Source organism: Pedobacter sp. SAFR-022, from assembly GCF_051965375.1.
Taxonomy (GTDB): Bacteria; Bacteroidota; Bacteroidia; order Sphingobacteriales; family Sphingobacteriaceae; genus Pedobacter.
Genome location: NZ_JBQCME010000001.1, coordinates 320,767 through 347,322, shown reverse-complemented (window position 1 = coordinate 347,322; position 26,556 = coordinate 320,767). Strand labels below are relative to the sequence as shown.

The 26,556-nt window shown below is 44.6% G+C and carries 34 protein-coding genes and 1 riboswitch; of the genes, 30 read left to right on the top strand and 4 right to left on the bottom strand.

Annotation, left to right across the window (positions count from 1 at the left end; genetic code table 11):
• Window positions 1-25: 25 nt before the first annotated feature.
• Both ACTHQF_RS01610 and thiC read right to left on the bottom strand, forming a co-directional pair.
• Window positions 26-877: an alpha/beta hydrolase gene (locus ACTHQF_RS01610; protein WP_440428094.1), complete on the bottom strand. Its 852-nt coding sequence runs from the start codon at window positions 875-877 to the stop codon at window positions 26-28.
• 225 nt (window positions 878-1,102) lie between these two features.
• On the bottom strand, window positions 1,103-2,986 hold the full coding sequence (gene thiC / locus ACTHQF_RS01605; RefSeq protein WP_440428093.1) for a phosphomethylpyrimidine synthase ThiC: 1,884 nt from the start codon (window positions 2,984-2,986) through the stop codon (window positions 1,103-1,105).
• A gap of 57 nt (window positions 2,987-3,043) precedes the next feature.
• A riboswitch (TPP riboswitch) is annotated at window positions 3,044-3,131 on the bottom strand.
• A gap of 112 nt (window positions 3,132-3,243) precedes the next feature.
• Here thiC and ACTHQF_RS01600 point away from each other — a divergent pair.
• The 7 genes from ACTHQF_RS01600 to ACTHQF_RS01570 all read left to right on the top strand — a co-directional run bounded on the left by ACTHQF_RS01600 (window position 3,244) and on the right by ACTHQF_RS01570 (window position 11,266).
• A complete protein-coding gene (locus tag ACTHQF_RS01600) occupies window positions 3,244-3,645 on the top strand; it encodes an HYC_CC_PP family protein (RefSeq protein ID WP_440428092.1) in 402 nt (133 codons plus the stop codon).
• Between the two features lie 156 nt (window positions 3,646-3,801).
• A complete protein-coding gene (locus ACTHQF_RS01595; RefSeq protein WP_440428091.1) occupies window positions 3,802-5,100 on the top strand; it encodes an efflux RND transporter permease subunit in 1,299 nt (432 codons plus the stop codon).
• The gene (locus tag ACTHQF_RS01590) at window positions 5,097-7,034 is read left to right on the top strand and encodes an efflux RND transporter permease subunit (protein WP_440428090.1); all 1,938 of its coding nucleotides are present in this window, start codon (window positions 5,097-5,099) and stop codon (window positions 7,032-7,034) included. Before ACTHQF_RS01595 ends, ACTHQF_RS01590 begins: the two co-directional genes overlap by 4 nt.
• Entirely contained in the window at window positions 7,021-8,265 is a 1,245-nt protein-coding gene (locus ACTHQF_RS01585) for a TolC family protein (protein ID WP_440428089.1), read from the top strand. The genes ACTHQF_RS01590 and ACTHQF_RS01585 overlap by 14 nt, the downstream gene beginning before the upstream one ends.
• Complete coding sequence (locus tag ACTHQF_RS01580) at window positions 8,243-9,463, top strand: efflux RND transporter periplasmic adaptor subunit (protein ID WP_440428088.1); 1,221 nt, start codon at window positions 8,243-8,245, stop codon at window positions 9,461-9,463. The genes ACTHQF_RS01585 and ACTHQF_RS01580 overlap by 23 nt, the downstream gene beginning before the upstream one ends.
• Window positions 9,464-9,465: 2 nt before the next feature.
• Window positions 9,466-10,671: an efflux RND transporter periplasmic adaptor subunit gene (locus ACTHQF_RS01575; RefSeq protein ID WP_440428087.1), complete on the top strand. Its 1,206-nt coding sequence runs from the start codon at window positions 9,466-9,468 to the stop codon at window positions 10,669-10,671.
• A gap of 25 nt (window positions 10,672-10,696) precedes the next feature.
• A complete protein-coding gene (locus ACTHQF_RS01570) occupies window positions 10,697-11,266 on the top strand; it encodes a DUF3347 domain-containing protein (protein WP_440428086.1) in 570 nt (189 codons plus the stop codon).
• A gap of 160 nt (window positions 11,267-11,426) precedes the next feature.
• On the opposite strand, the gene ACTHQF_RS01565 is transcribed toward ACTHQF_RS01570, so the two are convergent.
• Complete coding sequence (locus ACTHQF_RS01565) at window positions 11,427-11,753, bottom strand: hypothetical protein (RefSeq protein WP_440428085.1); 327 nt, start codon at window positions 11,751-11,753, stop codon at window positions 11,427-11,429.
• A gap of 209 nt (window positions 11,754-11,962) precedes the next feature.
• Here ACTHQF_RS01565 and dinB point away from each other — a divergent pair, with 209 nt between their 5' ends.
• The 5 genes from dinB (at window position 11,963) to rpsJ (ending at window position 16,772) form a co-directional block, all read left to right on the top strand.
• Window positions 11,963-13,051, top strand: a complete 1,089-nt coding sequence (gene dinB, locus ACTHQF_RS01560; RefSeq protein ID WP_440428084.1) for a DNA polymerase IV — start codon at window positions 11,963-11,965, stop codon at window positions 13,049-13,051.
• A gap of 323 nt (window positions 13,052-13,374) precedes the next feature.
• Window positions 13,375-13,788, top strand: a complete 414-nt coding sequence (gene rpsL, locus ACTHQF_RS01555) for a 30S ribosomal protein S12 (RefSeq protein WP_008244597.1) — start codon at window positions 13,375-13,377, stop codon at window positions 13,786-13,788.
• 16 nt (window positions 13,789-13,804) lie between these two features.
• Window positions 13,805-14,272 carry a 30S ribosomal protein S7 gene (gene rpsG, locus ACTHQF_RS01550; protein WP_440428083.1) on the top strand — a complete coding sequence of 156 codons (468 nt, stop codon included), beginning with the start codon at window positions 13,805-13,807 and terminating at the stop codon, window positions 14,270-14,272.
• Between the two features lie 18 nt (window positions 14,273-14,290).
• Window positions 14,291-16,405 (top strand): elongation factor G, encoded by a 2,115-nt coding sequence (gene fusA, locus ACTHQF_RS01545; protein WP_440428082.1) that lies wholly within the window; start codon window positions 14,291-14,293, stop codon window positions 16,403-16,405.
• Between the two features lie 61 nt (window positions 16,406-16,466).
• Window positions 16,467-16,772: a 30S ribosomal protein S10 gene (gene rpsJ / locus ACTHQF_RS01540; RefSeq protein ID WP_008244591.1), complete on the top strand. Its 306-nt coding sequence runs from the start codon at window positions 16,467-16,469 to the stop codon at window positions 16,770-16,772.
• 97 nt (window positions 16,773-16,869) lie between these two features.
• Here rpsJ and ACTHQF_RS01535 read toward each other — a convergent pair whose 3' ends face one another.
• On the bottom strand, window positions 16,870-17,490 hold the full coding sequence (locus tag ACTHQF_RS01535; protein WP_440428081.1) for a hypothetical protein: 621 nt from the start codon (window positions 17,488-17,490) through the stop codon (window positions 16,870-16,872).
• Between the two features lie 76 nt (window positions 17,491-17,566).
• On the opposite strand from ACTHQF_RS01535, the gene ACTHQF_RS01530 reads away from it, so the two are divergent.
• The 18 genes from ACTHQF_RS01530 to rplF all read left to right on the top strand — a co-directional run bounded on the left by ACTHQF_RS01530 (window position 17,567) and on the right by rplF (window position 26,555).
• Entirely contained in the window at window positions 17,567-18,397 is an 831-nt protein-coding gene (locus ACTHQF_RS01530) for a sulfite exporter TauE/SafE family protein (RefSeq protein ID WP_440428080.1), read from the top strand.
• Window positions 18,397-18,795, top strand: coding sequence for a DUF1634 domain-containing protein (locus ACTHQF_RS01525; protein ID WP_440428079.1), 399 nt, complete (start codon window positions 18,397-18,399; stop codon window positions 18,793-18,795). Before ACTHQF_RS01530 ends, ACTHQF_RS01525 begins: the two co-directional genes overlap by 1 nt.
• Before the next feature lie 203 nt (window positions 18,796-18,998).
• Window positions 18,999-19,616: a 50S ribosomal protein L3 gene (gene rplC, locus ACTHQF_RS01520; RefSeq protein ID WP_440428078.1), complete on the top strand. Its 618-nt coding sequence runs from the start codon at window positions 18,999-19,001 to the stop codon at window positions 19,614-19,616.
• A gap of 4 nt (window positions 19,617-19,620) precedes the next feature.
• Window positions 19,621-20,250 carry a 50S ribosomal protein L4 gene (gene rplD, locus ACTHQF_RS01515; RefSeq protein WP_440428077.1) on the top strand — a complete coding sequence of 210 codons (630 nt, stop codon included), beginning with the start codon at window positions 19,621-19,623 and terminating at the stop codon, window positions 20,248-20,250.
• A 1-nt stretch (window position 20,251) separates the two neighbouring features.
• Window positions 20,252-20,542: a 50S ribosomal protein L23 gene (gene rplW, locus ACTHQF_RS01510; RefSeq protein ID WP_440428076.1), complete on the top strand. Its 291-nt coding sequence runs from the start codon at window positions 20,252-20,254 to the stop codon at window positions 20,540-20,542.
• Window positions 20,543-20,565: 23 nt separating this feature from the next.
• Window positions 20,566-21,390: a 50S ribosomal protein L2 gene (rplB, locus tag ACTHQF_RS01505; protein WP_440428075.1), complete on the top strand. Its 825-nt coding sequence runs from the start codon at window positions 20,566-20,568 to the stop codon at window positions 21,388-21,390.
• A complete protein-coding gene (gene rpsS / locus ACTHQF_RS01500; RefSeq protein ID WP_440428074.1) occupies window positions 21,390-21,656 on the top strand; it encodes a 30S ribosomal protein S19 in 267 nt (88 codons plus the stop codon). Before rplB ends, rpsS begins: the two co-directional genes overlap by 1 nt.
• A 7-nt stretch (window positions 21,657-21,663) precedes the next feature.
• Entirely contained in the window at window positions 21,664-22,026 is a 363-nt protein-coding gene (rplV, locus tag ACTHQF_RS01495; protein WP_440428073.1) for a 50S ribosomal protein L22, read from the top strand.
• Window positions 22,027-22,031: 5 nt separating this feature from the next.
• Window positions 22,032-22,889 (top strand): 30S ribosomal protein S3, encoded by an 858-nt coding sequence (rpsC, locus tag ACTHQF_RS01490; protein WP_440428072.1) that lies wholly within the window; start codon window positions 22,032-22,034, stop codon window positions 22,887-22,889.
• A gap of 38 nt (window positions 22,890-22,927) precedes the next feature.
• Window positions 22,928-23,350: a 50S ribosomal protein L16 gene (gene rplP / locus ACTHQF_RS01485; RefSeq protein WP_048907441.1), complete on the top strand. Its 423-nt coding sequence runs from the start codon at window positions 22,928-22,930 to the stop codon at window positions 23,348-23,350.
• A 73-nt stretch (window positions 23,351-23,423) separates the two neighbouring features.
• Window positions 23,424-23,633: a 50S ribosomal protein L29 gene (rpmC, locus tag ACTHQF_RS01480; protein ID WP_188626197.1), complete on the top strand. Its 210-nt coding sequence runs from the start codon at window positions 23,424-23,426 to the stop codon at window positions 23,631-23,633.
• 13 nt (window positions 23,634-23,646) lie between these two features.
• Entirely contained in the window at window positions 23,647-23,901 is a 255-nt protein-coding gene (rpsQ, locus tag ACTHQF_RS01475) for a 30S ribosomal protein S17 (RefSeq protein WP_037442595.1), read from the top strand.
• 1 nt (window position 23,902) lies between these two features.
• Complete coding sequence (gene rplN, locus ACTHQF_RS01470) at window positions 23,903-24,271, top strand: 50S ribosomal protein L14 (RefSeq protein WP_008244575.1); 369 nt, start codon at window positions 23,903-23,905, stop codon at window positions 24,269-24,271.
• A 1-nt stretch (window position 24,272) separates the two neighbouring features.
• Window positions 24,273-24,611, top strand: a complete 339-nt coding sequence (rplX, locus tag ACTHQF_RS01465) for a 50S ribosomal protein L24 (protein WP_229663551.1) — start codon at window positions 24,273-24,275, stop codon at window positions 24,609-24,611.
• On the top strand, window positions 24,611-25,180 hold the full coding sequence (gene rplE, locus ACTHQF_RS01460; protein ID WP_440428071.1) for a 50S ribosomal protein L5: 570 nt from the start codon (window positions 24,611-24,613) through the stop codon (window positions 25,178-25,180). The genes rplX and rplE overlap by 1 nt, the downstream gene beginning before the upstream one ends.
• The gene (rpsN, locus tag ACTHQF_RS01455) at window positions 25,180-25,449 is read left to right on the top strand and encodes a 30S ribosomal protein S14 (protein ID WP_440428070.1); all 270 of its coding nucleotides are present in this window, start codon (window positions 25,180-25,182) and stop codon (window positions 25,447-25,449) included. Before rplE ends, rpsN begins: the two co-directional genes overlap by 1 nt.
• A 131-nt stretch (window positions 25,450-25,580) precedes the next feature.
• Complete coding sequence (gene rpsH / locus ACTHQF_RS01450) at window positions 25,581-25,979, top strand: 30S ribosomal protein S8 (RefSeq protein ID WP_440428069.1); 399 nt, start codon at window positions 25,581-25,583, stop codon at window positions 25,977-25,979.
• Between the two features lie 18 nt (window positions 25,980-25,997).
• Window positions 25,998-26,555 (top strand): 50S ribosomal protein L6, encoded by a 558-nt coding sequence (gene rplF, locus ACTHQF_RS01445; RefSeq protein ID WP_440428068.1) that lies wholly within the window; start codon window positions 25,998-26,000, stop codon window positions 26,553-26,555.
• Window position 26,556: the final 1 nt, after the last annotated feature.

Here is a 26,556-nt window from a genome sequence, read left to right as displayed (position 1 = left end):
AGCTATTCAAGCCATGCTGTTCCGGCTATTTTAAGATCCCTTTTTTAAGTACTTCAACTTCTTTCAGCAGCAGCGGAAATGCGGGTACTGCCATTCCACCGTGATCAAATCCCTGAAGTTCGTACAATCTTGTTGTTTTATGCCCCGCAAGTTTCATCATCCGGTTTAAGTATGCATTCTCCTCATACCTGCCTAACAGTTCCATTTCACGGTCGCCAGTGATGAGCAACATGGGTGGCGCATCCGCCCTGACATGATACAATGGCGCGTACTTGTCAATTGTTGGTTGCGTGTCTTTAATGCCCATTTCCTGCCGTACAGTAAAGTGTGTGATGGCCTGACCGCTAAATGGAATTAACCCAGCAATGGCATCTGCATTTAGCTTGTATTTAGCCAGGTATTGTTTATCAAGCGTGATCATTGTTCCAAGATAACCTCCGGCAGAATGCCCGGAAACAAAGATCAATTTATTGTTGCCGCCGTAGTTAGCAATATGCTTAAATGCCCAGGCTACTGCTGCGGCAGCATCCTCAATGTACGCTGGTGCTTTTGCTTTAGGCGACAAGCGATAACCCACCCCGATTACAGCCACACCTTTATCCAGAAGTGCTGCAGGAATCTCCCGGCGCCCGCCAGTGATGCCACCGCCGTGAAACCACACGATCGTTGCAAAATTCTTAACGTTTTTGGGGTAATAAATGTCGAGCCTGCACTTCGATCTGATGTAGCTGTCTGAGATGGAACTTGAATCGGGATAGTAGAAGATGTTGTCGACCCGAGTGCCTGATTGCTGGCTAAAGGCCACTGAGCTTGTAAAAACAAGAGTAATAATAATTAGGAGTCTATGGATGAATTTTGCGTTCGTTCTAGGCGTCATATAAGCTGCTTTGGTTATGATGCAAGTTAAACAGTATCACTTCAGCTACTACATCAATGAAGTAACAATTTTGCAGGAGAAACTAAAGCAAGAAAGTTGATTATATCTTTTTGATGGAAATGTCACTTTCGCGCTCCCATTGAAGCTCATCAGCTTGAATGTAGGCGGTACCTTCTAGAAAGAATATCAGCGGAACAGTTCTGTTCCGCTGATATAAAACCGATCCTAAAAATATAGTGCGCTCCCTTTCTCTAAAAACTCTTTGGATTTCTCCTCCATCCCCTTGCTCAATACTTCGTCTTCCTGCACGCCTTTTTCTTTGGCATAGTCCCGTACATCCTGGGTGATCTTCATGGAACAGAAGTTCGGTCCACACATGGAACAGAAGTGGGCGATTTTTGCGCCTTCTGCAGGTAAGGTTTCATCGTGAAATTCTTTGGCGGTATCCGGATCAAGTGACAAGTTAAACTGGTCTTCCCAGCGGAACTCGAACCTGGCTTTACTTAACGCATTATCCCGGTATTGTGCACCAGGGTGCCCTTTTGCCAAATCTGCGGCATGGGCGGCGATTTTATAGGTAATCACACCATCCTTAACGTCTTTCTTGTTTGGTAAGCCCAGATGTTCTTTAGGCGTTACGTAGCAAAGCATTGCGGTACCGAACCAACCGATCATAGCAGCACCAATGGCCGAGGTAATATGGTCATAACCCGGAGCAATGTCGGTCGTCAAGGGTCCAAGGGTGTAAAACGGCGCTTCCCCACAGTGAGCGAGTTGTTTGTCCATATTCTCTTTGATCATGTGCATGGGAATATGGCCCGGCCCTTCAATGATCGTTTGTACATCATGTTTCCATGCGATTTTGGTGAGCTCTCCAAGGGTTTCCAGCTCGCCAAACTGCGCCGCATCATTGGCATCGGCGATACAACCTGGCCGTAGGCCATCACCCAGGGAGAAAGCAACATCATACGCTTTCATGATCTCACATATTTCCTCGAAATGTGTGTACAAGAAGTTCTCCTTATGATGTGCAAGGCACCACTTTGCCATGATGGAACCGCCGCGGGAGACGATACCGGTAATTCGCCTTGCGGTAAGCGGCACATAACGTAAAAGCACCCCAGCATGAATGGTAAAGTAATCTACCCCTTGTTCTGCCTGTTCAATCAGCGTGTCGCGAAACAGTTCCCAGGTCAGGTCTTCGGCTTTACCGTTTACCTTTTCCAAAGCCTGGTAGATAGGTACGGTACCAATCGGAACAGGGGAGTTGCGGATGATCCATTCCCTGGTTTCATGGATATTCTTGCCAGTGGATAGATCCATGATGGTATCTGCGCCCCAGCGGCAGGCCCATACTGCCTTTTCCACTTCTTCTTCGATACTCGAGGTTACAGCAGAGTTCCCGATGTTGGCGTTGATCTTCACCAGGAAGTTCCTGCCAATGATCATGGGTTCAAGTTCCGGGTGATTGATGTTGCAAGGGATCACGGCTCGGCCGGCCGCTACTTCAGCGCGGACAAACTCGGGGGTAATATACCCTTTAGGGGTATTCGCACCGAAACTTTGTCCGGCATGCTGTTGACTCATCAGCTCGAAGTCGCCATTAAGCTGTTCCTTCAGCTGGTCTATTCGCTGGTTCTCGCGAATAGCGATGTACTCCATCTCCGGAGTGATGATCCCTTTTCTCGCATAATGCATCTGGCTGACGTTTTTGCCCGCTTGTGCCCGGTATGGTTTGCTGATGTGCGCAAAGCGTAAGCTGTTCAGGCTCTCGTCTGCAGCGCGCTGTTGACCATAGCTTGAAGAGATATGATCCAGCTGTTCCACGTCGGCACGCTCCAGGATCCAGGACTCGCGCAGTTTAGGAAGGCCTTTCTTCACATCAATGTCGACACTCGGATCGGTGTAAGGACCGCTCGTGTCGTAGATCGTGACTGCGGCATTAGGGCTCGTTTCGCCGAATCTGCCGTGTAGTTTGGTGTCGCTGAGGCTGACTTCGCGCATGGCGACATGAATGTCGTGCAGCTGACCTTTAACAAATACTTTTCTGGATGCCGGGAAAGGGGTTCGGCTAATGACTTCTGCTCCTGGGGTTTTTTCAGTTTTCATGTTGATTGTTTTTACACCTCAGGGAAGCACCTGTATAAGGAATGGCAAACAACATGGATATGTCATTTCACTTTTCCCTTCGGCAGTACTAACTGCATCAGGTTCAAAGGGTATTTCTCAGCACAAGGCACCCCTAAAGTTTTTTATAAAGCTATGAAATCAATTTTATTACCAATGCATTTTGACGTTAAACTGTAAAAATTTATCAAGATTCTATAAGCAAATACCCACCTTAAGCTTTAGATTTGTCTCATCGCATGAAAAGGATACTATTGATCATACTCGCCTTTGTTTACCTGGGACTTTCTCAGGGGCCAACGGTGTATCTTCATTATTGCATGGGTGAACTGGTCGAGATGGGCATGGAACACCCAGGTGAATCCAGCGCCTGCGACTTCTGTGGTATGACCCAGACCGCTTCAGACAAGGAAGCTTGCTGCCAGCAGGATGTTAAAAGCATTAAGATTGACAACGTTCAAAAGATCGTTAAAAGCGAGTTCCAGTTTGAACAGGCAGCTCTGCTGTTGCCTAAAACACTCCTGGAAAGATTTCTGAAATCAGTACCCCACCAAGGGATACAGACCTATTTTCCTGATCAGGAAACCCCTCCGCTGCAGGATATTCCCGTCTTCATACGAAATTGCAGCTATCGTATATAATACCATTATCCTTTCTTACACCTTCGTGTAGGGCATCAGGATCATCCTGCTTTGCCCGCCTAAGCTATTAAGTTTTTCATTTCTCCTGTTAAAGCGCTTTAAAGCTTTACAGCTGATCGTTATGCATGCGCGAGCAAGCATCACAAATAAGCATAAATGGTACATAGAATAATAGAATGGTCGCTTCATAACCGTTGGATCGTGCTCCTGCTGGCTACTGGCCTGTTTGTCTGGGGTATATTCGCGGTCAAGAAGAATCCGATTGACGCAATTCCTGATCTCTCAGAAAATCAGGTAATCGTTTACACCGAGTGGATGGGCAGGTCTCCCCAGCTCATTGAAGATCAGGTTACCTATCCTTTGGTAACCAATTTACAAGGGCTGCCGAAAATCAAATATGTGCGTGGTAGCTCCATGTTCGGCATGAGTTTCATCTACGTGATCTTTGAAGATAACGTGGACGTGTACTGGGCCAGAGAAAGGGTGCTGGAACGTTTAAGCACCATAGGCAATACCTTGCCGGATGGCGCAACGCCACAGCTCGGGCCCGATGGCACCGGTGTAGGTCATGTGCTCTGGTACACACTGGATGCGCCAGATACGGATCTTGGAGAACAGCGGGCGATACAGGACTGGTATGTAAAGTTCGCCCTGCAAAACGTACCTGGCGTGAGCGAGATCGCCTCTTTTGGTGGTTTCCAGAAGCAGTACCAGATTGCTGTAGATCCCAATAAACTTCTCTACTACAAATTAAGTATTCCTGAAGTCATTGCTGCGGTCCGCTCCAATAATAACGAATCTGGCGGACGCAAATTCGAGATGAGCGACATCGGTTATATCATTAAAACATCAGGTTACCTCAAATCCATGGAAGAGATCGCCGCCATCCCCGTAAAGAATCAGAATGGAACGGCCATTAGAGTTTCCGATGTCGCAACAGTACAGATGACCGGTGAAACCAGGCTCGGCATCTTTGACCAGGACGGTGAGGGCGAACGGGTGGGTGGCATTGTTGTCATGCGCTATGGCGAGAATGCTGCGGAAGTAATTGACCGGGTAAAGACCAAAATGAAGGAAGTCTCCAAAGGTCTGCCGCAAGGGGTGAAGTTTGATATCGTATATGATCGCGGTGAACTGATCCAGGAGTCTGTAGACTCCATCACAACAACACTGATCGAAGAAATGATTGTTGTGTCGCTGGTGGTCATTGTTTTCCTGTTCCATTGGAGAAGCGCCATCAGCATCATCATACAGATACCCATCACGATCGCCACCAGCTTTATTCTGCTCAATGCATTCGACATATCCTCCAACATCATGTCCTTAACCGGTATTGCACTGGCCATTGGCGTCATCGTAGACAATGGGATCGTCATGAGTGAAAATGCCTATAAACATCTTTCAGAAAAATACGAAAGCTGGCAGGCTGAACATCAAAATATAAACAAGTTATGAGGAATTGGTTCAAAAGAAAAATAGATGCCGATAAGGATTGGATCTCGGAAGAAGATAGACTTAAGGTTATCGAGAAATCGAGCAAACAAGTTTCGCGTGGGGTCTTTTTTGCAACGATCATCATCATCACTTCTTTCCTGCCTGTATTTATGCTGACTGGCCAGGAGGGAAAAATGTTTCATCCCCTGGCTTTCACCAAGACCTTCATCATGATTGTGGATGCGGTACTGGTACTTACGCTGGCACCCGTGCTAATATCCTTTTTTATGAAAGGTAAGTTCCGGCCGGATCATGCCAATCCGGTAAACCGGTTTTTAGAACGTTATTACGAACCGCTGATCCGCGGGGTATTAAACTGGCGGAAAACAACCATTGCCATCAATATTATTGCCTTGCTGATTACGATTCCGCTGCTTAGAAATCTGGGTACAGAGTTTATGCCAGCTCTGGATGAGCAGAGCATCTTATTTATGCCCGTTACCCTGCCTGATGTGTCTAACAATGAGGCTAAGCGGATTTTGCAGGTGCAGGATAAGATTATTAAATCGGTGCCCGAGGTCGATAAAGTCTTGGGTAAGGCAGGCCGTGCAAGCACCGCAACCGACAACTCCCCAATCAGCATGATTGAAACCATCATTATGCTTAAACCTAAGTCGGCCTGGCGCGAGGGCTTAACGAAGAAGGATATCATTGATGAACTCGATAAAAAGCTCCAGATTCCAGGTGTGGTAAATGGCTGGACACAACCGATCATCAACCGCATCAATATGTTGGCAACAGGCATACGAACCGATGTGGGAGTAAAAATCTATGGTCAGAACCTGGACACCATTGCTGCAGTTTCCGAACGCGTTAGAAAAGCGCTAGAAGGTACCAGCGGGGTTACTGATCTCTATGTAGATCCAATTACTGGTGGTAAGTATCTCGCCATCGATGTAAAACGAAATGAGCTTGGCCGGTATGGGTTAACGGTAGATGATGTTAACCAGGTCGTGGAATCTGCGCTTGGTGGTGCAGCTGTTGGGAATACCATTGAAGGCAGACAGCGCTTTTCGATTAGCGTACGTTTGGGGCAGGAATTCAGGAGCAGCCTGGAAAGCATCAAACGCATTCCCATAAGCTCGGCAGCCATGGGTGAAGTTCCACTCTCTGCAGTGGCTGAGGTTCGTTTTGAAGATGGTCCACCGATGATCAATTCCGAGAATGCCATGTTACGTGGCGCGGTGATGTTCAATGTGCGCGACCGTGATCTGGGTAGTACTGTAGAGGAAGCCATGGAGAAGCTTAACGCTAGCCGCGGCTTACTTCCACAGGGTTATTTCATGGAATGGAGCGGTCAGTATGAGAATATGATCCGGGGGCAGAAGACCTTAACCTGGATTGCGCCGATTGTACTTGCCGTGATCTTCTTTTCACTGTATTTCGCGTTTCGCTCCTTACGAGAAGCCTTCCTGAGTTTGATTACGGTGCCCTTTGCGCTCATCGGTGGTGCTTATCTCATCTACTTTTTCGATGTGAGTTTATCCGTTGGCGTGGCGGTGGGCTTCATTGCGCTCTTCGGTATCGCTGTGGAAACCGGAATTGTAATGGTGATCTACCTTAATGACGCGATGAACCAGCTGGTGCAGCTAAATGGGAACTCCAGTGCAACGATCAGCAGGGAGGACTTGCGGGAGTATGTGGTGAAAGGTGCCGCCAAACGGCTCAGACCTAAACTCATGACCGTTTGTGTCTCTCTGTTTGGCTTAATACCGGTTTTGTGGGCTACTGGCGTAGGAACAGATGTAATGCAGCCCATTGTGTTGCCGATGATTGGTGGTGTACTCACGTCATCAACACACATCTTGCTGGTCACACCGCTGATCTTCCTGATGAGCAAAGAATATGAACTGAAAAAATATGGAAAACTGGAGGTGAGTAATGCGAATCATTAGAATATTAGCGCTGCTGCTGGGATTGATGCCCATGCAGCTGATTGCGCAACAACATACGGTATCCCTGGATACCATTCTGAAACGGATTGATGAAAACAATCCGATGCTGCAAACCTATGCTTTAAGAGCAGAAAGCTACAAACATAGAGCTGAAGCGGGCAGTGCCTGGATGGCACCTATGGTCGGCGCGGGTACCTTCATGACGCCCTATCCCGGACAGGAGGTGATGGATGGCGACAAAGGTTCGCTGATGCTACAATTGGAGCAGGAGATTCCAAATCCTTCAAAGCTACGGGCGCAGAAAGTATATGAAGCTTCGAAAGCGGATGTTGAATTCGCAGGACGTGCTATCGCTTCCAACACGCTGAAAGCTCGTGCTAAAAACCTTTATTATACTTGGATCATCGCTGGTCAACGCATTAAAGTACTGCGGGAAAACGAGAAAATCATGCAGATGATGCAGAAGATCGAAGAGATCAGATACCCTTATAATCAATCGCAACTTTCTGGTGTTTACCGCTCCAGGGCTAAGATCGAGGAGAATGAAAACATGATCCGCATGCAGCAAGGGGAGATCGCCAAGGCAAAAGCCTGGTTGAACAGCCTCATGAACTTGCCCGCAACGCAGCCTTTGGCAATTGACAGCTCAACATTACCAGCCTTTACACCAGAAGCCCGGTTAGACACAGTCCTGCTTGCAGGCCAGCGTAAAGATATCCTGCAAATGGAGCAGAACATCAGATCCATGCAGCTTGGGGTAAAGGCGATGAAAAACCAGTCAAAACCAGATTTTAAATTACGGGTGGACCACATGTCGCCCCTGGGCAGCATGATGCCAAAACAGTATAGTGTGATGGGCATGGTCAGCATTCCCCTGGCGCCATGGTCCTCCAAGATGTATAAGTCGGAAGTAAAAGCCATGAACTATGAAATACAGGCGATGGAAAAGGAACGTGTAGGTATGCTGCAGGAAAGTCATGGGATGCTTACCGGAATGCAGTATGAAATCCAATCCATGCAAAAACGTATCGCTGCAATGGAAGAAAAGATTATCCCTTCCCTGCGGAAAACTATGGAAGCCGATTTTGTGAACTATCAGGAAAATAAGCTGGAAGTGGTGGCGGTGATCAACAGCTGGGAGGCTTTAACCATGATGCAGCTCAATGTGCTGGATGAGAAAATGAAATTATATCAAATGATTGTTGATTATGAAAAGGAACTATATCGTTAAGCTATTGCTGCTCTTCCTGTTTGCTGTAACGGTAACTTCATGTAAGCGCAAGAGCGGGCAGCACGATGCAGCTGTAGCTACAAACACAGAAGATACCTCCCTGACGAGCCTGCTGAAGCCTGCAAACGCGCAGGTGCTTGCACGTAGCCCCTTGATCCAGGCGAAAAGGGGTTCCAGGCTTTATGTGCGGGAAGTGCAGGGGCGGATCAGCTATGATACCCGCAACCAGGTTGTTCTTGCAAGCCGTGTTGCTGGCCGGATCGAAAAGTTGTACATCAAATACAATTATCAAAGGGTTAAAAAGGGACAGCTGATTATGGAGCTCTATGCTCCTGACCTCGCTGCAGCACAGCGGGAACTCCTGTTGATTCAACAACATGGTGATGACGCAGGTATGTTGGAGCCGGCAAAGCGCAGACTACAGCTGCTGGGCATGGACATGGCGCAGATCAATAAGGTATTACGTACCGGACAAGTTTCTTACCGCATCCCAGTGTATAGTAACGCCACAGGTTTTATCCTGGAAAAGGGCCTGAGCCTGCCGGATGTTTCAGCTAGCGAAACTGTCGCAACTGCAGGGAATACTGGCGGTAGCGGCATGTCAGGCATGGATAATAGTGCCGCAGCAAGGCCTATGCCAGCGGCCTCAGGGGAGTCTGCACCACAAAATACGCCGGTACTGCTGCGTGAAGGGCAGTACCTGAATGCCGGGCAGCAGGTGTTTAGCATTTACCAGACCGGTGATCTGTTGGCTGAATTTTCCTTAACGCCTGATGTCGCCTCGAAGATTAATAAAAAGGAGAAAGTACTCATTCAACGCCTTGCAGATGCATCCTCATCTATCTCCGGCCGCATTGGCATGATCCAACCTGTACTGAATGCGGGGGAGAATTTTGTGTTGGCAAGGGTATATCTGCAAAAAAGTGGATTGAAACCCGGAGAGTTGGTAACCGGAAAGTTCCCTTTCCTCGCGCAGGATAGCTATTGGCTTCCACAAGCCGCGGTATTGTCGCTGGGCAATGAAACGGTGGTCTTTAAAAAAGAAGGGAAGGTCTTTATTCCGACGAAAGTGAAAACCGGAGTGCTGCAAAACAAGGAAGTGCAGGTGCTTGATGAAATTGGCGACTGGCAACTGGCTGCGAATGCACAATACCTGGTGGATAGTGAGAGCTTTATTAGAACCGCTAAAAATCAATGACCATGAAAAGAATATATCTCATCATAATTTTACTGCTGCCGCTAATGATGACTGTTGGCTGCAGGGAGGAAAAAAGCAAGAACAAGGTTGTGGCCAGTAAAGAAACCTACACCTGTCCGATGCACCCGCAAGTCATGCAGCATGAAATGGGTACCTGCCCGGTTTGCGGGATGGACCTGGTACGTTTTGAAAAAGGGGATGCTGCCGGAGGACTGCAGCTTAGCGAGCGGCAAATGACATTGGCTAACGTAAGAACCATCACCATCGGCGACGCCGGGGATGGCGGCGGTAAGCAGTTAAATGGCCGGCTGGTTGCCAATCCGGAACAAACATCCTTTATTTCCAGCAGGGTTGCCGGGCGGCTCGACAAGCTTTTTGTGCGCCAGACCGGAGAACAGATTAAAAAGGGACAGCCACTCTACCAGATCTATTCTGAGCAGTTGGCTACTTTGCAACAGGAGTTTCTGTTGGCACTGGAACAGTCCGCGCAGTTTCCGGATGATAAAACCTTCACACAGATCCTTAATGCCGCCAGACAGAAGCTCCGGTTGTACGGACAGTCGGAAGGCCAGATCAGATCGCTGCAACACAGTAGGAAAGCTAGTCCGAACATCACCTTTTTCGCGCCTGAAAGTGGAACCGTTGCAGAACTTTCTGTCACCGAGGGTCAGTATGTTGCCGAAGGTAGTCCGCTGTTACGACTGGAAGGCTATCAGTCGCTCTGGGTTGAGGCGGATATCTATGCTTCAGAAATTAGCCAGATCAAAGCAGGGCAGCAACTGCGCGTGGTCATTCCTGGTTGGGAGGATGAGCCGCAGATGCTGAAAGTATCTTTTATCAATCCATCGCTACAGCAGGGGGCTCAGTTGCTGCAGATCCGTGCTGAACTGCCAAATCCTGATAACCAATGGCAACCCGGCCTGCAGGCAAAGGTGTTTGTGGCTCAAAAAAGTACAGCTAAAGGCCTTTCGCTTCCACCCGATGCCTTGATCCGCAATGGAAAGGGTGCACATGTATGGGTAGAAACAAAACCGGGCCATTTCGAACCGCGCATAGTGGAGACAGGGCTGGAAGGTACGGAAGGAATAGTCGTTAGCTCCGGACTTCAGCCGGGCGACAAAGTGGTCATTTCAGGTGCCTATTTGCTATATAGCGAATACCTGCTCAAAAAGGGAAAAGATCCAATGGCCGCAGTTCACAAAAGTTAATTTAAATACAACAATAGTTAGAATCATGAAAAAACGAAATCACTTTGCACTATTATGCTTTATCACCATACTAGCTGCAGCATGCAGCAATAACAAGCCTTCAATAGCAAATCACCAGCACGCAGATGCAGCTCAAAAACCCGTAGTTGCGGAATCTAAAAATACAGCCCCTGCTGCGCTTACCTCGACAACGATCACCTTAAAAGATCCTAATCTGGATGCAGTTTACCAGCAATATCAGGTGTTAACAAAAGCCCTGGTGGTTGAGGATGTGAACACCGCCAAGACTGCTGCGCTGGCAATTGAAACTGGTGCCCGGGAAATTAAAGGCGGCGCTTTGATGGGCCGTGCCGCTGCAGAGATCAGTAGCACAAGCGATATAAAGGCGCAACGACTTGCATTTGCAAGGCTTAATGAAGACCTGATCAAGTTATTAAAGGATACAGGTTTGGATCAAGGCAAACTTTATGTGGCACATTGCCCGATGGCGCTGGATGATCAGGGGGCATCTTGGGTAAGTACGAGCAAAGAGATCAAAAATCCGTACTTCGGCGACAGTATGCTTACTTGTGGTTCAGTTACAGAGACGTTGTAGTTAACCCCTCACTTTATACCCGGGAATCACCAACGGGGGCACCCGTTCAATGTTATGGGACATCCTTTTGAAGCCATTGGTATACGAGGCGCAAGGAGCCTTTACGGTTAGGTTTCGTATATCAACCACTTCAGCCGAATTCAAAAGCGTTAACTGGTTCTTAGTTGATTTCTGAAAAGATCTGCTCATACTGTTCAATAATGTTTTGCTTTTCTGTAGCTTTCGCCTTGTGTATCACAAAGATAACGCTATTTTGTTTATTAACATATACATCAAACTGACGAATAAAAGTTCTTCGTAAAACCTCTGTATATATTCTAAACCGTTTGTTGTTAGTGTTTACGGTTTCATTGGGTAGGTTGGCTGCCAAGAACCCCCAGGAGGCATTCTCAAACCGATAGATATATTCCTGAATAAAGCTTTCTACTTTTGGAAATCGATTTTTTCGAATCTGTACCAATTTATATTCAAGAGATTTATCAAACATACATCGAACTAAATAGCGCCAGGTATTTACGACGCCTTTATGCAAGTACTTTTAGCTTAAGCTTGATTACAAAAATCGTAAGAGGCTCTAACTCAGATTAGCAAATTAGCGCTATCCATCCATTAAATTTTAAGTTGCGTCGTAATGGAAAGGAATCTTTCAATATTGTTAATTTTGAATTATCCAGGCTTTACAAATATTTCTACCTAATGGCCGCCATCCGAAAAATCATCCATATCGATATGGACGCCTTCTATGCTTCCGTAGAACAGCGCGACAACCCGGAACTCCGGGGTAAGCCGCTGGTGGTTGGTGGTTCACCACAGGGCAGGGGTGTGGTCGCCACGGCAAGTTATGAAGCCAGGAAGTATGGCATTCACTCGGCCATGCCTGCGCGTCAGGCCATACAACTTTGCCCGCACGCCGTCTTTGTGCGTCCCAGGTTCGAGGCCTACAAAGAAGTATCCAACAAAATAAGGGAGATCTTCCACCGCTATACCGACCTGATCGAACCCCTATCCCTGGACGAAGCTTATCTGGACGTCACGGAAGATAAACTTGGCATCGGCTCCGCTCTGGAAATCGCCGAACAGATCAAAAATGCCATCAAAGAAGAATTACAACTTACCGCATCTGCAGGGGTATCTATAAACAAGTTTGTCGCTAAAATTGCATCGGATATCAATAAACCCGACGGACTAAAATTTATCGGACCCTCCGCTATTGAAGCTTTCATGGAGAAACTGCCTGTAGAGAAGTTCCATGGGGTAGGGAAGGTGACGGCGGAAAAGATGAAACAGATGGGCTTACACACCGGAGCTGACCTTAAGCGCCTGTCTGAAGAAACCCTGGTTTATCGCTTCGGGAAAACCGGGCACTTCTACTATAACATCGTACGGGGTATCGACAACCGCCCTGTGCAGCCACATCGTGAAACCAAGTCTCTGGCTGCGGAGGACACCTTCTCCTATGATCTTACAGAGATCACCGATATGGAGCTTAAGCTGGAGGAGCTTGCTGAAATTGTGCATGAACGCCTGAAGAAAAAGAATCTTTCGGGCAGAACCATTACGCTAAAGATCAAATACAGTGACTTCAAACAGATCACCCGGAACCGTTCGTTTGCTCAGCCTGTGGGTGATCTAAAGACCATTGTGGATACTGCAAAAAGCTTACTTATGAGTACCGAGCCCATTGGTCACAAGATTCGTCTACTCGGCATTTCGCTGTCTAACTTCGGTGAAGCGCAGCCAAAACAAAAAGCGAGCAAATACACGGGACAGCTGAGTTTATTTTAGCGGTTAACGATTAAGCAGCTTCGGATAGAACGCACATCAAACGCACATCGAACCCAGATCGAACGCACCTCGACCACACAGAACCCCTGCGTTCGATGTGCTTCTGGTCTCTGTTTAACCATGCCTAAACCTTTGTTATTGCCGAAGCGAATTTGATTTTGTTTTCTGGCTTAAGCTGCTGCATTTCAGAAGGGCCGGGCTATAGTGGACCGGCCACAATAAATTTAAGTTAACCCCTTGATTTATAAAATGTATTCTGCTACCTTTGCAGTCCCTTTATTAGGGGTAAAGTTTTTAAAACACTTAATAGAAAACAAAAAACAATGCCAACCATTCAACAATTAGTTAGAAAAGGTAGAGTAGCACTGGAGTTCAAGAGTAAGTCTCCAGCGTTGGACAGCTGTCCACAGCGAAGAGGTGTATGTACACGTGTATATACCACTACCCCTAAAAAACCAAACTCAGCAATGCGTAAAGTTGCCCGTGTACGCTTAACCAACGGAAAAGAGGTTAACGCCTATATCCCTGGGGAAGGTCACAACTTACAGGAGCACTCCATTGTATTGATCCGTGGTGGTCGTGTTAAAGATTTACCAGGTGTACGTTACCACATCATCCGTGGTGCATTAGATACATCAGGTGTAGCTGGTCGTAACCAACGTCGTTCGAAATATGGTACTAAGCGTCCTAAACCAGGACAAGTAGCTGCGGCACCAACAAAAGGTAAAAAGAAATAATTAGGAGGAAAAAAAAATGAGAAAGTCAAAACCAAAAAAGAGAATTATCCTTCCTGATCCGAAATTTAACGATGTTATGGTGACCAGGTTTGTAAATAATATGATGTACGATGGAAAGAAATCCATCGCTTATGATATTTTTTATAACGCAGTAGAACTTGCTGAAAAAAGAGCAGGTGAAAACGGTCTTGAAGTATGGAAACGTGCTTTAACCAATGTAATGCCTGCAGTAGAGGTTAAGTCACGCCGTGTAGGTGGTGCTAACTTCCAGGTTCCAACCGAGGTTAGACCTGACCGTAAAATTGCTTTAGGTATGAAATGGTTAATTTCTTACGCACGTAAACGTGGCGAGAAAACCATGAAAGAAAAATTAGCAGGTGAGATCGTTTCAGCAGCTAAAGGTGAAGGTGCTGCAGTTAAGAAAAAAGAAGATACGCATAAAATGGCTGAGGCTAACAAAGCGTTCTCTCACTTCCGTTTCTAATATTAGATTCATAATATAATGTCAAGAGATTTAAAATACACAAGAAATATTGGTATTGCGGCTCACATTGATGCGGGTAAAACCACAACAACGGAGCGCATCCTTTATTATGCTGGGGTAAACCACAAAATTGGTGAGGTTCACGAAGGTGCATCTACCATGGACTGGATGGTACAAGAAGCGGAACGTGGGATAACCATCACATCTGCTGCGACTACTGTATTCTGGCCTTACAGAGGAAACAAATACCAGGTAAACGTTATTGATACCCCGGGACACGTGGATTTTACCGTAGAGGTAAACCGTTCATTACGTGTACTAGACGGATTGGTATTCTTGTTCTCCGCTGTTGATGGTGTTGAGCCACAATCGGAGACCAACTGGCGTTTAGCAAACAACTATGCAGTACCACGTATTGGTTTCGTTAACAAAATGGACCGTTCTGGTGCTGACTTCTTAAAAGTTGTTAAGCAGGTAAAAGAAATGTTGGGTAGCCACGCTGTGCCTTTGCAATTGCCAATCGGCTCTGAGGATAGCTTTAAAGGTGTTGTTGATTTGATCAATAACCGTGGTATCGTTTGGAACGAGCATGATAAAGGTATGACCTTTACTGAAGTGCCAATTCCTGATGATATGGTTGAAGAGGTTGCACAATGGAGAGAGAATTTATTAGAAGCGGTTGCTGATTATGATGAGTCATTAATGGAGAAATTCTTTGATGATCCTAATTCAATCACGGAGCGCGAAATTCTTGATGCTTTGCGTGCGGCTACTTTAGATGCTAAAATCGTTCCTATGGTTTGTGGTTCATCTTTCAAAAACAAAGGTGTTCAAACCATGTTGGATCTGGTAATGGAACTATTGCCTTCGCCAATGGATGTTGAAGGTATCCAAGGTACTAACCCGAACACTGGTGAAGAGGTAACTCGTCAACCAGACATCAACGAGCCATTTGCAGCTTTAGCGTTTAAAATTGCGACTGACCCATTCGTAGGTCGTCTATGTTTTATCCGTGTATACTCAGGTAACTTAGAGGCTGGTTCATACGTGTACAATGCACGTTCTGAAAACAAAGAGCGTATCTCACGTATCTTCCAGATGCACGCAAACAAGCAAAATCCAATCCCTAATGTAGGTGCTGGTGATATTGCTGCGGTTGTAGGTTTCAAAGACATCAAAACTGGTGATACCCTTTGCGATGAGAAAAACCCAATCATCCTGGAATCTATGGACTTCCCTGAGCCGGTTATCGGTTTAGCGATTGAGCCTAAAACTCAGGCTGACGTTGATAAACTTGGTATGGGGTTAGCTAAATTGGCTGAAGAAGATCCTACCTTCCGTGTACAAACTGACGAGGAAACTGGTCAAACTGTAATCTCTGGTATGGGTGAGCTTCACTTAGATATCCTTATTGACCGCTTAAGACGTGAGTTTAAAGTAGAGGTTAACCAAGGTGCGCCACAGGTTGCTTACAAAGAAGCAATCACTGGTACTACTCAACACCGTGAGACGTATAAAAAACAAACTGGTGGTCGTGGTAAATTCGCGGATATCCAGGTTGTTATTTCTCCAATCGATCCTGATTACGAAAAAGGTGGTTTACAATTCGTAAACGAAATTGTTGGTGGTTCAATTCCTCGTGAATTCATCCCTTCAGTTGAAAAAGGTTTTGCAGCTGCTATGTCGAATGGTGTGCTTGCAGGCTTCCCGCTTCCTGATATGAAAGTTCGTTTGATCGATGGTTCATTCCACGCAGTCGATTCAGATGCTTTATCTTTCGAGATTGCAGCTCGTTCTGCTTTCCGTGAGGCATTGCCTAAATGTAAGCCTGTATTGATGGAGCCTATCATGAAAATCGAAGTGTTAACTCCAGAAGAAAACATGGGTGATGTAATGGGTGACTTAAACCGTCGTCGTGGCCAGCTGCAAGGTATGGACACTCGTAACGGTTCTCAAGTAATCAAAGCGCTTGTGCCACTTTCTGAGATGTTCGGTTATGTAACGCAGTTACGTACCATCACTTCAGGTCGTGCGACTTCAACTATGGAGTTTGATCACTACGAACCAGCTCCAAGAAACGTTCAGGATGAAGTAATTGCTAAATCAAAAGGCAAGGTTAAATCCGGAGAATAATAAAAAACAACCGGTCGGCTGTTATTAATAGCTCTAACAACCGGCCTTAATTAAATATATCATGAGCCAAAGAATCAGAATTAAATTGAAATCTTACGATTACAATTTGGTAGATAAATCTGCTGAAAAGATCGTTAAGACTGTAAAGCCTACAGGTGCAGTAGTTAGTGGTCCAATTCCATTGCCTACAGAAAAGAAAATCTTTACTGTTTTGCGTTCACCACACGTGAACAAAAAAGCAAGAGAGCAATTCCAATTGTGCGCTTACAAACGTTTGTTAGATATTTATAGCTCCAACTCAAAAACAGTTGACGCTTTAATGAAACTTGAATTGCCCAGCGGTGTTGAAGTTGAAATCAAAGTTTAATTGATATAGATACTTAATAAAAGAAAAAGGTCCTGGCATTTGCCGGGACCTTTTTCTTTTTATCGTTTTGTGGTTATCGCTTAGCTGCCAGCCTGGTTTAATATCCGCGGCTTTTGTATTCGTCCAGCTTGTTGCGCTCATCCTGTAGTTCACGCGCCAGCTTTTTCTCTTTTTCATTTGCCTTAACCTTGTAGCTCTGGTATTCGGCGGAGATCTCTTCGTAAAGGCTGCTCCGGTATTTGGCTTCATGCAGCAGCTTCGCAGAGCGTACGATGATGATGATCAGCGCCAGTGCAAGCACCAGGATGATGGTCCAAACCATCGTATTGTAGCTGCCCTTGGAAAAGGGGATACCCATAAAGGTAATCTCATCCAACTTTTGATTAGAGCTGTTCAATGCGTTCTCTTTTCCGCTAAGTTGTACTTTGAGGTCGGCAATGGCTTTCTGCTGTTCGGCAATTTGCTTTTTTAACGCTGGCAGCTGCCGGCGCTCATTACGCAGGGTGTCGTTCACACTTTTCCAGAATGAACTTAGCCGGACAGGATTCACGACTTTAAAGCCATTTAGATTTTTGCTTTTCGACAGGATGCTTTGGTATTGCCCGCGAAGGCTTGGGTCAGCATTGACCGAGTCTTTTGCAGCCTGCTGTGCAGCAGCGTGATTCGTGTTTAATGCAAAAAACAATACGGCGGTTAGTAGGTGTATAAATTTTCTCATAGAGTCTGATTGTTCTAATTTAACATTAATATTTTAATTTTATTGTGTTTGGGGCTCAGATGTTATCTTTGCGCCGATGTCAATCCTTCTATTCACCCTTGTAATACTGCTCGGCGCTTTTCTGGCGGGCCTGGTCGGATCGCTGACCGGACTGGGTGGTGGGGTGATCATTATCCCGCTGTTAACGCTTGTGCTGGGGGTGGATATACACTATGCAATTGGTGCCTCTATCGTGTCGGTTATTGCGACCTCTTCGGGTTCTGCGGCGGCATACGTAAAGGAAGGCATCACCAATATCCGCATTGGCATGTTCCTGGAGATTGCGACAACCATCAGTGCGATCTTCGGTGCCGTGATTACGGTCTATATCAATCCAGACTATATATCAGTCATCTTTGGGGGCATCCTGTTGTTTTCCGCGGTGATGATGTTGCGGAAGAAGGTGGACCACTCCGACACGGATACGTCGGGGAAGCTGGCGAACTTCTTTAAGCTGAATGGGAGTTATCCAACAGCAACCGGTGAGCAGCCTTATGCGGTGCACAACGTAGCTGGTGGTTTTCTGATGATGGCGGTTGCGGGTGTGGCATCGGGACTGCTGGGCATTGGCTCTGGTGCCTTGAAGGTGCTGGCAATGGACAACATCATGAGGATTCCATTTAAGGTTTCTACAACGACCAGTAACTTTATGATGGGGGTCACTGCAGCAGCAAGTGCGGTGGTTTATTTACACCGGGGGCAGATTGATCCCGGAATCGCCATGCCGGTTTGCCTTGGTGTGCTGATCGGTGCAAGGGCAGGATCCAAGATCCTGATTAAATCCAAACCGGAAAAGTTGAAGATGCTGTTTGCAGCAGTGGTAACTTTCCTGGCATTACAAATGATCTATAACGGGCTAAAAGGATAATGGCGGAAGCGGAAAAGAAACATATGCTGAAGGACCGCGACATGCAGTTGATCATGGGCAATCTGCTTAGGGCAGGTGTGGTGCTCTCGATGACGGTGGTGTTTATTGGTGGCGTGATCTATCTAATGGGTTATGGAAAGCTACAAGCCGACTATAGCGAGTTCGTGATGGATGAAGCAGGCTTCTTCTCACTGGCCAGTATTTGGACCGGTATGCTGGAAATGAATGGTAAAGCGATCATTCAGCTGGGCATTCTACTGTTGATCTTTACACCGATTTCCAGGGTTATTCTTGCTGTTTTCAGCTTTCTTTTAGAGCGCGACTACCTTTATGTGCTCATCGGCCTGATCATTTTGGGCATCATTTTGTTCAGTTTGAGCAATAAGCTGGCGGGCTAAACCGGGCTAAGTGCTTCAATCGCAACTTAGTTAATCGCCGGACGCAACTTCCTGAGAATAATGGTACTTATTTAAAAAATAAATAAGCTAACTGTTTGAAAATTAATAATACTTTCGTATTTTTGCCCTCCCTTAAATGGGAATTATATCCACCTTGAACGAAGCCCTACTGCTTCGATGGGTGTTAAACTTTAAAAAAGAAAATGTCAGGTATTATTGGAAAAAAAGTAGGAATGACCAGCATTTTCGATGCCGAAGGAAGAAACATTCCTTGTACGGTAATCGAAGCTGGGCCTTGTGTAGTAACACAGGTAAAGACCGTAGAGAACGACGGTTACGTTTCAGTTCAGTTAGGTTTCGACGAAGCCAAAGCTAAAAACACTACCCAGCCTCTGAAAGGCCACTTTGCGAAAGCAAACACCACCCCAAAACGTAAATTAGTAGAATTTGATCCATTCGAAGAGGCTGTTGCTCTTGGAGATACGGTTGATGTTACTATTTTCAGCGAGGGTGATTTTGTTGATGTAGTGGGTACTTCAAAAGGTAAAGGTTTCCAGGGTGTTGTAAAACGTCATGGTTTCGGTGGTGTAGGTGGACAGACTCACGGTCAGCACAACAGAATGCGTGCACCGGGTTCATTGGGTGCTGCATCTTATCCAGCTCGTGTATTTAAAGGTATGCGTATGGCGGGAAGAATGGGTGGCGACAGAGTAAAGGTTCAGAACTTACAGGTTTTGAAAGTTTATGCTGATCAAAATCTAGTTGTAGTTAGTGGTTCCGTACCAGGAGCTAAAGGTTCTTACGTAATCTTAGATAAGTAAGCAGATGGAAGTTAAAGTATTAAACATTTCAGGACAAGAAACAGGTGCCACAGTGCAACTTCCTGAGTCAGTTTTTGGCATATCACCTGTTGATCATGCTATTTATTTAGATGTAAAGCAATATTTGGCAAATCAGCGCCAGGGAACGCACAAGTCTAAACAACGTAATGAGATTGCAGGTTCTACCCGTAAGCTATACAAACAAAAAGGTACTGGTGGTGCTCGTGCCGGTAGTATCAAATCACCTTTATTTAATGGTGGTGGTCGTGTGTTTGGTCCTCAGCCACGTGATTACAGTTTTAAATTGAACAAGAAATTAAAATCTCTTGCACGTAAGTCAGCATTGTCTTACAAAGCTCAGGACAACAATGTTGTTGTATTGGAAGATTTTACTTTTGATAAGATCAAGACTAAAAACTACATCAACTTGGTTAACGCGTTAAGCTTGACTAATGAAAAAACCTTGCTGGTTTTACCTTCACAGAACACTAATATTTATTTATCAAGCAGAAACATTCAGAAAGTGAAAGTTACTACTGCTGATCAGTTGAATACTTATGATGTATTAAACTGCGGCAAGCTTTTGTTAACTGCGGATTCTGTTAAAACATTGGAGGAGGCATTTGCCAAGTAATATGGAATTATTAAAGAAACCAATATTAACCGAAAAAGCTTCTGCATTAACAGAAAAGTCTAACCGCTTTACTTTTAAAGTAGAACACAAAGCAAACAAACTGCAGATTAAAGCAGCTATAGAGAAAATGTACGGTGTTAACGTTTTAGCCATCAATACCATGGTTGTTAACGGAAAACTAAAGTCCAGAAACACTAAAGGCGGTTTAGTTTCGGGTCGTAGCCCAAAATACAAGAAAGCAGTTGTAACGTTGAAAGACGGTGAAACAATTGATTATTACTCGAATATTTAATTAGAATTGAATAATTTATAACTATGGGCTTAAGAAAATTTAAACCAGTTACTCCGGGTACCCGCTTTAGAGTAGGTGCCAGCTTTTCGGAGATTACAGCAACCAAGCCCGAAAAATCATTGGTTGTATCTTCTAAAAAATCGGGAGGACGTAATAACACAGGAAAGATGACTATGCGCTATTTAGGTGGTGGTCACAAGAAATCTTACCGTTTGATTGACTTCAAACGTGATAAGTTTGATATTCCTGCAACAGTAGCTACTGTTGAGTACGATCCAAACCGTACCGCACGTATTGCATTATTACACTACGTAGATGGTGAGAAGCGTTACATTATTGCACCTGAGGGATTGCAAGTAGGACAAACAGTAGTTTCGGGAGAAACAGCTACTCCAGAGGTAGGGAACACATTGAAGTTGGGCAGTATTCCATTGGGATCTATTGTGCACAACGTAGAGATTCACCCAGGCCGTGGAGCACAGTTAGCACGTAGTGCAGGTGCTTATGCACAATTAGCTGCACGTGATGGTAAATATGCAACCTTGAAGATGCCTTCAGGAGAGACCAGATTAATTTTGGTTACCTGTTTAGCAACAATTGGCGCTGTTTCCAACTCTGATCATGCAAATGAAGTATTAGGTAAGGCAGGCCGCAAACGTTGGTTAGGTATTCGTCCTAGAACACGTCCGGTAGCCATGAACCCTGTCGATCACCCAATGGGTGGTGGTGAAGGTCGTTCATCAGGAGGTCAGCCTCGTTCAAGAAATGGTATGTATGCCAAAGGCTTCAAGACCCGTACACTTAAAAAATACTCAAATCGTTTCATCGTAGAGAAAAGGAAAAAATAATGGCTCGTTCAATTAAAAAAGGACCTTATATTGACCACAACGTAGAGAGAAAAGTAGTCTCTATGAATGATACAGGCAAAAGAACTGTAATCAAAACTTGGTCACGCAGATCAATGATCTCACCAGATTTCGTGGGTCATACATTTGCAGTACACAACGGTAACAAATTTATACCGGTATACGTAACAGAAAACATGGTTGGTCACAAACTGGGAGAGTTTGCTCCGACCAGAACATTTAGGGGTCACTCTGAAAAAAGAAAATAATTAAGAGATGGAAGCAGTAGCGAAATTAAACAATTGTCCAACCTCACCGCGTAAAATGCGTTTGGTTGTAGATCTTATCAGAGGCGAGCGTGTAGAGAAAGCATTACATATTTTGAAATTTACCAATAAAGAAGCAGCACAAAAAGTTGAGAAACTTTTGTTATCCGCTATCAAAAACTGGGAAACTAAAAATGAAGGTTCTCGTCCTGAAGAAAACCAACTATATGTTAAAACCATCATGGTTGGTGGTGGCCGTCAGCTTAAACGCTTAAGACCGGCACCTCAAGGCCGCGGTTTCAGAATTCGCAAGCGTTCTAACCACGTAACTTTGATAGTAGATAGTAAAATCGTTGAAACTCAAACTAATTAACAGAAATGGGACAAAAAGCACATCCAATAGGTAACAGGTTAGGAATCATCAAAGGTTGGGATTCTAACTGGTTCGGTGGCAACAACTATGCTGATAAATTAGTTGAGGACGAAAAAATAAGAAAATACCTTTCTGCACGTATCGCTAAAGGCGGCGTGGCGAAAGTTGTTATCGAGCGTACATTAAAGCGCATCACTGTTACCATTCACACTGCCCGTCCGGGTATTGTAATTGGTAAAGCAGGACAAGAGGTTGACAAGATTAAAGAAGAGCTGAAACAACTTACTAAAAAAGAGATTCAGATCAACATTTTCGAGATCAAACGTCCTGAGTTAGATGCACAATTAGTGGCAGAAGGCGTTGCTAAGCAATTAGAGGCAAGGATCTCTTTCCGTAGAGCAATGAAATCTACCATCGCATCAACGATGCGTATGGGCGCTGAAGGTATCAAGATCATGACTTCAGGTCGTTTAGGTGGTGCAGAGATGGCACGTAGCGAGCAGTACAAAGAAGGAAGAATTCCTTTGCATACTTTCCGTGCGGACATTGACTATGCACTAGCTGAAGCTTTGACTACTTATGGAAAAATAGGTGTTAAAGTTTGGATCTGCAAAGGTGAAGTTTACGGTAAACGTGATCTTTCTCCAAACATCGGTTCGACCAGCAATGCACCTGGTAAAGGTGGCAGACCTGAAGGCGCATTCGGTGGCGGCAGAGACAGAGACAACAGAGGCGGTGGCGAAAGACGTAACGATAACCGCGGTGGTGGTAATCGTGGCGGAAGAGGCCCGGGTCAAGGTGGTCCTGGAGCAGGAAGAGATAACAGAGGCGGAAACACTCCTAACAGAGGTCCTCGGAAATAATTAGTTAACAAATCGTTTTACGATAATATTAAGATAAAATGTTACAGCCAAAAAGAACGAAGTTCAGAAAGATGCAAAAAGGCAGAATGAAAGGTTTAGCTACACGTGGAGCTGAACTATCATTCGGATCTTTCGGGATCAAATCTCTAGAGTCGACCTGGATCACCAGCCGTCAGATAGAGGCAGCCCGTATCGCGGTAACTCGTTTCATGAAACGTGAAGGCCAGGTGTGGATTAGAATTTTCCCGGACAAACCGGTAACTAAGAAACCTGCTGAAGTACGTATGGGTAAAGGTAAAGGTGCTCCTGAATACTGGGTAGCTGTTGTTAGACCCGGACGTATTATTTTTGAAGCAGAAGGTGTACCTTTGGAAGTTGCCAAAGAAGCCATGAGATTAGCCGCTCAGAAATTACCAATCCAGACAAAATTTGTAGTACGTAGAGATTACGTAGAAGCATAAAAAAGTATTGGGTTGCATGTTGTAAGTAACTTGTTATTATAACCTCTAGACCCAACACATTAAAATTAATAAAATGAAGAACTCAGAAATCACAGGGCTTTCACAGGAAGAACTAGTAGCCAGGATTGCAGAAGAAAAAGAAAACTTAGTTAAGTTAAAATTTGCGCATACTATTTCGGCTATCGAAAATCCTTCCCGCATCACAAAGGTAAGAAGGAATATTGCCCAATTAAATACTGAACTGACTAAGCGCAAGGCTGTGTCTGCTAGTGAAACTAAATAACTTTAGAGTCGAAATGGAAAGACAATTAAGAAAAACAAGAACCGGGTTAGTGGTAAGCAACAAGATGGATAAATCTGTTGTGGTAGCAGTAGAACGTAAAGTGAAACACCCGATCTATGGTAAGTTCGTAAAGAAAACTACCAAATTTATGGCTCATGACGAGAAAAACGATTGCGGTATTGGTGATACAGTACTGATCATGGAGACTCGTCCGCTGAGTAAAAACAAGAACTGGAGATTAGTGGAAATTTTAGAAAGGGCTAAATAACATGGTACAACAGGAATCAAGATTAAACGTAGCCGATAATAGCGGCGCAAAAGAAGTATTGGTTATCCGTGTACTTGGTGGTACTGGAAAGCGATATGCTTCTATTGGTGACAAGATCGTTGTTACCGTGAAAAGCGCATTACCTTCTGGAAACATTAAGAAAGGAACAGTTTCTAAAGCAGTTGTTGTAAGAACAAAGAAAGAGATCAGACGTAAGGATGGTTCTTACATCCGTTTCGACGACAATGCAGCAGTATTATTGAATGCACAAGATGAGCCGCGCGGTACTCGTATTTTCGGCCCGGTAGCGAGAGAACTGCGTGAAAAACAATTCATGAAAATTGTATCATTAGCACCGGAGGTATTATAATATGAAAAATAAAGTAACGACACCAAAAATAAAGATCCGTAAAGGAGATTTAGTAAAGGTTATAGCCGGCGATTCAAAAGGCCAGCAAGGTAATGTACTAGCGGTACAAACTGATAAAAACAGAGTATTGGTAGAAGGCATTAACCTTGTTTCAAAACATACAAAACCAAATGCTGCTACTCCAAATGGTGGTATCATTAAAAAAGAAGCTGCTCTTCACATTTCTAACGTGATGTTGGTTGATCCAAAATCTGGTGAAACAACCCGCGTTGGCAGAAAGCTAAACGCTGATGGGAAATTAGTTAGGGTTGCTAAAAAATCAGGAGAGGAGATCAAATAATGGCTTACGTACCAAGATTAAAAAGTAAATATAAAGAGGAAATTGTAAATAATCTTAAAGATAAGTTTAATTACAAGAGCGTAATGCAGGTTCCTAAATTAGAGAAGATCGCTATCAACCAGGGTGTTGGACGTTTCTCTGTAACTGACAAGAAGATTATGGACAGCTCTATTTTAGAGATGACTACCATTTCTGGTCAGCAGGCTGTAGGCGCAAAATCTAAAAAAGATATCTCAAACTTTAAATTACGTAAAGGTATGCCAGTAGGTGTACGTGTAACTTTACGTGATAACAACATGTATGAGTTTTTAGATCGTTTAATTTCCGTAGCTTTGCCACGTATCCGTGATTTCAAAGGTATCAATGATAAAGGCTTTGATGGTAAAGGCAATTACACGTTAGGTGTAACTGAGCAAATCATCTTCCCTGAGATCAACATCGACAAGATTAACAAGATCTTGGGTATGGATATTACGTTTGTAACTACCGCTACCAACGACGTTGAAGCAATGGAACTTTTAAAACAATTTGGACTACCATTTAAAAATCAAAACCCAACAAATCAGTAATGGCAAGAGAAGGTGTAAAAGCACGCGAAGTTAAGCGCCAAAGATTGGTAGCTAAATACGCAGACAAACGTGCAGAATTAAAAGCTGCAGGTGATTACGAAGGACTTGATAAGTTACCTAAAAACTCCTCAGCAGTTCGTTTGCACAACCGTTGTAAATTAACTGGCCGCCCACGTGGTTACATGCGTACCTTTGGTATTTCCAGGGTTACGTTCCGCGAAATGGCATTAGCTGGTAAGATTCCGGGAGTAAGAAAAGCGAGCTGGTAGAAATACCCAGTATACATTAGAAGATCTGCTTATGCAGGACTTCTAATGTATTTGCGTTAAAAAGAATATTAACCGATGGAAGGTCGTCCCGAATGGATCGGGAAGGAAACCGCTGTCACAATCATATCAAAATGAATACAGATCCAATAGCAGATTATCTTACAAGAGTAAGAAATGCCATCAAGGCAAATCACAGAATTGTAGAGATTCCTGCATCGAACCTTAAAAAGGAAATGACAAAAGTACTTTTTGACAAAGGTTACATTGCCAACTACAAATTCGAGGACACTACTGCACAAGGCATCATTAAAATTGCTTTGAAGTACAACCCGATTACTAAAGTTCCTGCAATCCGCACGTTGATGCGTATTAGCAAACCAGGTTTAAGGCAATATGCTGGCGTAGGGAATATGCCAAGAGTATTAAATGGTTTAGGTATTGCAATCTTGTCTACTTCTAAAGGAGTAATGACAGATAAAGAAGCAGCTAAACTTAACATTGGTGGCGAAGTTTTGTGTCACGTTTATTAATTAAAGGAGGATAACAAAATGTCAAGAATAGGAAAAGCCCCAATTAATGTTCCTGCTGGAGTAACGATTACTGTATCTAAAGATAACGTTGTAACCGTTGCAGGTCCAAAAGGACAGTTAACCCAAGCAGTTGATTCAGATATCACTGTAAGTTTAGAAGACAATGTACTTACTGTACTACGTCCGACTGAGCAAAAGAGACACAAAGCATTGCACGGCTTATACCGTTCATTGTTGAATAATATGGTTATCGGTGTTACAGAAGGATACAAGCTACAACAGGAATTGGTTGGTGTGGGTTACCGTGCAACCAATACAGGAAATACCCTGGATCTTGTTTTAGGATTCTCTCACCACTATGTGTTCCAGTTACCAGAAGAGATTAAAGTAACAACATCTTCGGAAAAAGGACAGACTCCTAAGATCATTTTAGAGAGTATCGACAAACAACTTATTGGTCAGGTAGCAGCAAAAATCCGCTCATTACGTGCACCAGAGCCATATAAAGGTAAAGGTATCAAGTTTGTAGGCGAAGTGTTAAGAAGAAAAGCAGGTAAATCAGCTTCTAAAAAATAAT

Coding starts and splice junctions, on each gene's coding strand:
- ACTHQF_RS01610 (WP_440428094.1), bottom strand. CDS start 877: ATGACGCCTAGAACGAACGCAAAATTCATCCATAGACTCCTAATTATT.
- thiC (WP_440428093.1), bottom strand. CDS start 2,986: ATGAAAACTGAAAAAACCCCAGGAGCAGAAGTCATTAGCCGAACCCCT.
- ACTHQF_RS01600 (WP_440428092.1), top strand. CDS start 3,244: ATGAAAAGGATACTATTGATCATACTCGCCTTTGTTTACCTGGGACTT.
- ACTHQF_RS01595 (WP_440428091.1), top strand. CDS start 3,802: ATGGTACATAGAATAATAGAATGGTCGCTTCATAACCGTTGGATCGTG.
- ACTHQF_RS01590 (WP_440428090.1), top strand. CDS start 5,097: ATGAGGAATTGGTTCAAAAGAAAAATAGATGCCGATAAGGATTGGATC.
- ACTHQF_RS01585 (WP_440428089.1), top strand. CDS start 7,021: ATGCGAATCATTAGAATATTAGCGCTGCTGCTGGGATTGATGCCCATG.
- ACTHQF_RS01580 (WP_440428088.1), top strand. CDS start 8,243: ATGAAAAGGAACTATATCGTTAAGCTATTGCTGCTCTTCCTGTTTGCT.
- ACTHQF_RS01575 (WP_440428087.1), top strand. CDS start 9,466: ATGAAAAGAATATATCTCATCATAATTTTACTGCTGCCGCTAATGATG.
- ACTHQF_RS01570 (WP_440428086.1), top strand. CDS start 10,697: ATGAAAAAACGAAATCACTTTGCACTATTATGCTTTATCACCATACTA.
- ACTHQF_RS01565 (WP_440428085.1), bottom strand. CDS start 11,753: ATGTTTGATAAATCTCTTGAATATAAATTGGTACAGATTCGAAAAAAT.
- dinB (WP_440428084.1), top strand. CDS start 11,963: ATGGCCGCCATCCGAAAAATCATCCATATCGATATGGACGCCTTCTAT.
- rpsL (WP_008244597.1), top strand. CDS start 13,375: ATGCCAACCATTCAACAATTAGTTAGAAAAGGTAGAGTAGCACTGGAG.
- rpsG (WP_440428083.1), top strand. CDS start 13,805: ATGAGAAAGTCAAAACCAAAAAAGAGAATTATCCTTCCTGATCCGAAA.
- fusA (WP_440428082.1), top strand. CDS start 14,291: ATGTCAAGAGATTTAAAATACACAAGAAATATTGGTATTGCGGCTCAC.
- rpsJ (WP_008244591.1), top strand. CDS start 16,467: ATGAGCCAAAGAATCAGAATTAAATTGAAATCTTACGATTACAATTTG.
- ACTHQF_RS01535 (WP_440428081.1), bottom strand. CDS start 17,490: ATGAGAAAATTTATACACCTACTAACCGCCGTATTGTTTTTTGCATTA.
- ACTHQF_RS01530 (WP_440428080.1), top strand. CDS start 17,567: ATGTCAATCCTTCTATTCACCCTTGTAATACTGCTCGGCGCTTTTCTG.
- ACTHQF_RS01525 (WP_440428079.1), top strand. CDS start 18,397: ATGGCGGAAGCGGAAAAGAAACATATGCTGAAGGACCGCGACATGCAG.
- rplC (WP_440428078.1), top strand. CDS start 18,999: ATGTCAGGTATTATTGGAAAAAAAGTAGGAATGACCAGCATTTTCGAT.
- rplD (WP_440428077.1), top strand. CDS start 19,621: ATGGAAGTTAAAGTATTAAACATTTCAGGACAAGAAACAGGTGCCACA.
- rplW (WP_440428076.1), top strand. CDS start 20,252: ATGGAATTATTAAAGAAACCAATATTAACCGAAAAAGCTTCTGCATTA.
- rplB (WP_440428075.1), top strand. CDS start 20,566: ATGGGCTTAAGAAAATTTAAACCAGTTACTCCGGGTACCCGCTTTAGA.
- rpsS (WP_440428074.1), top strand. CDS start 21,390: ATGGCTCGTTCAATTAAAAAAGGACCTTATATTGACCACAACGTAGAG.
- rplV (WP_440428073.1), top strand. CDS start 21,664: ATGGAAGCAGTAGCGAAATTAAACAATTGTCCAACCTCACCGCGTAAA.
- rpsC (WP_440428072.1), top strand. CDS start 22,032: ATGGGACAAAAAGCACATCCAATAGGTAACAGGTTAGGAATCATCAAA.
- rplP (WP_048907441.1), top strand. CDS start 22,928: ATGTTACAGCCAAAAAGAACGAAGTTCAGAAAGATGCAAAAAGGCAGA.
- rpmC (WP_188626197.1), top strand. CDS start 23,424: ATGAAGAACTCAGAAATCACAGGGCTTTCACAGGAAGAACTAGTAGCC.
- rpsQ (WP_037442595.1), top strand. CDS start 23,647: ATGGAAAGACAATTAAGAAAAACAAGAACCGGGTTAGTGGTAAGCAAC.
- rplN (WP_008244575.1), top strand. CDS start 23,903: ATGGTACAACAGGAATCAAGATTAAACGTAGCCGATAATAGCGGCGCA.
- rplX (WP_229663551.1), top strand. CDS start 24,273: ATGAAAAATAAAGTAACGACACCAAAAATAAAGATCCGTAAAGGAGAT.
- rplE (WP_440428071.1), top strand. CDS start 24,611: ATGGCTTACGTACCAAGATTAAAAAGTAAATATAAAGAGGAAATTGTA.
- rpsN (WP_440428070.1), top strand. CDS start 25,180: ATGGCAAGAGAAGGTGTAAAAGCACGCGAAGTTAAGCGCCAAAGATTG.
- rpsH (WP_440428069.1), top strand. CDS start 25,581: ATGAATACAGATCCAATAGCAGATTATCTTACAAGAGTAAGAAATGCC.
- rplF (WP_440428068.1), top strand. CDS start 25,998: ATGTCAAGAATAGGAAAAGCCCCAATTAATGTTCCTGCTGGAGTAACG.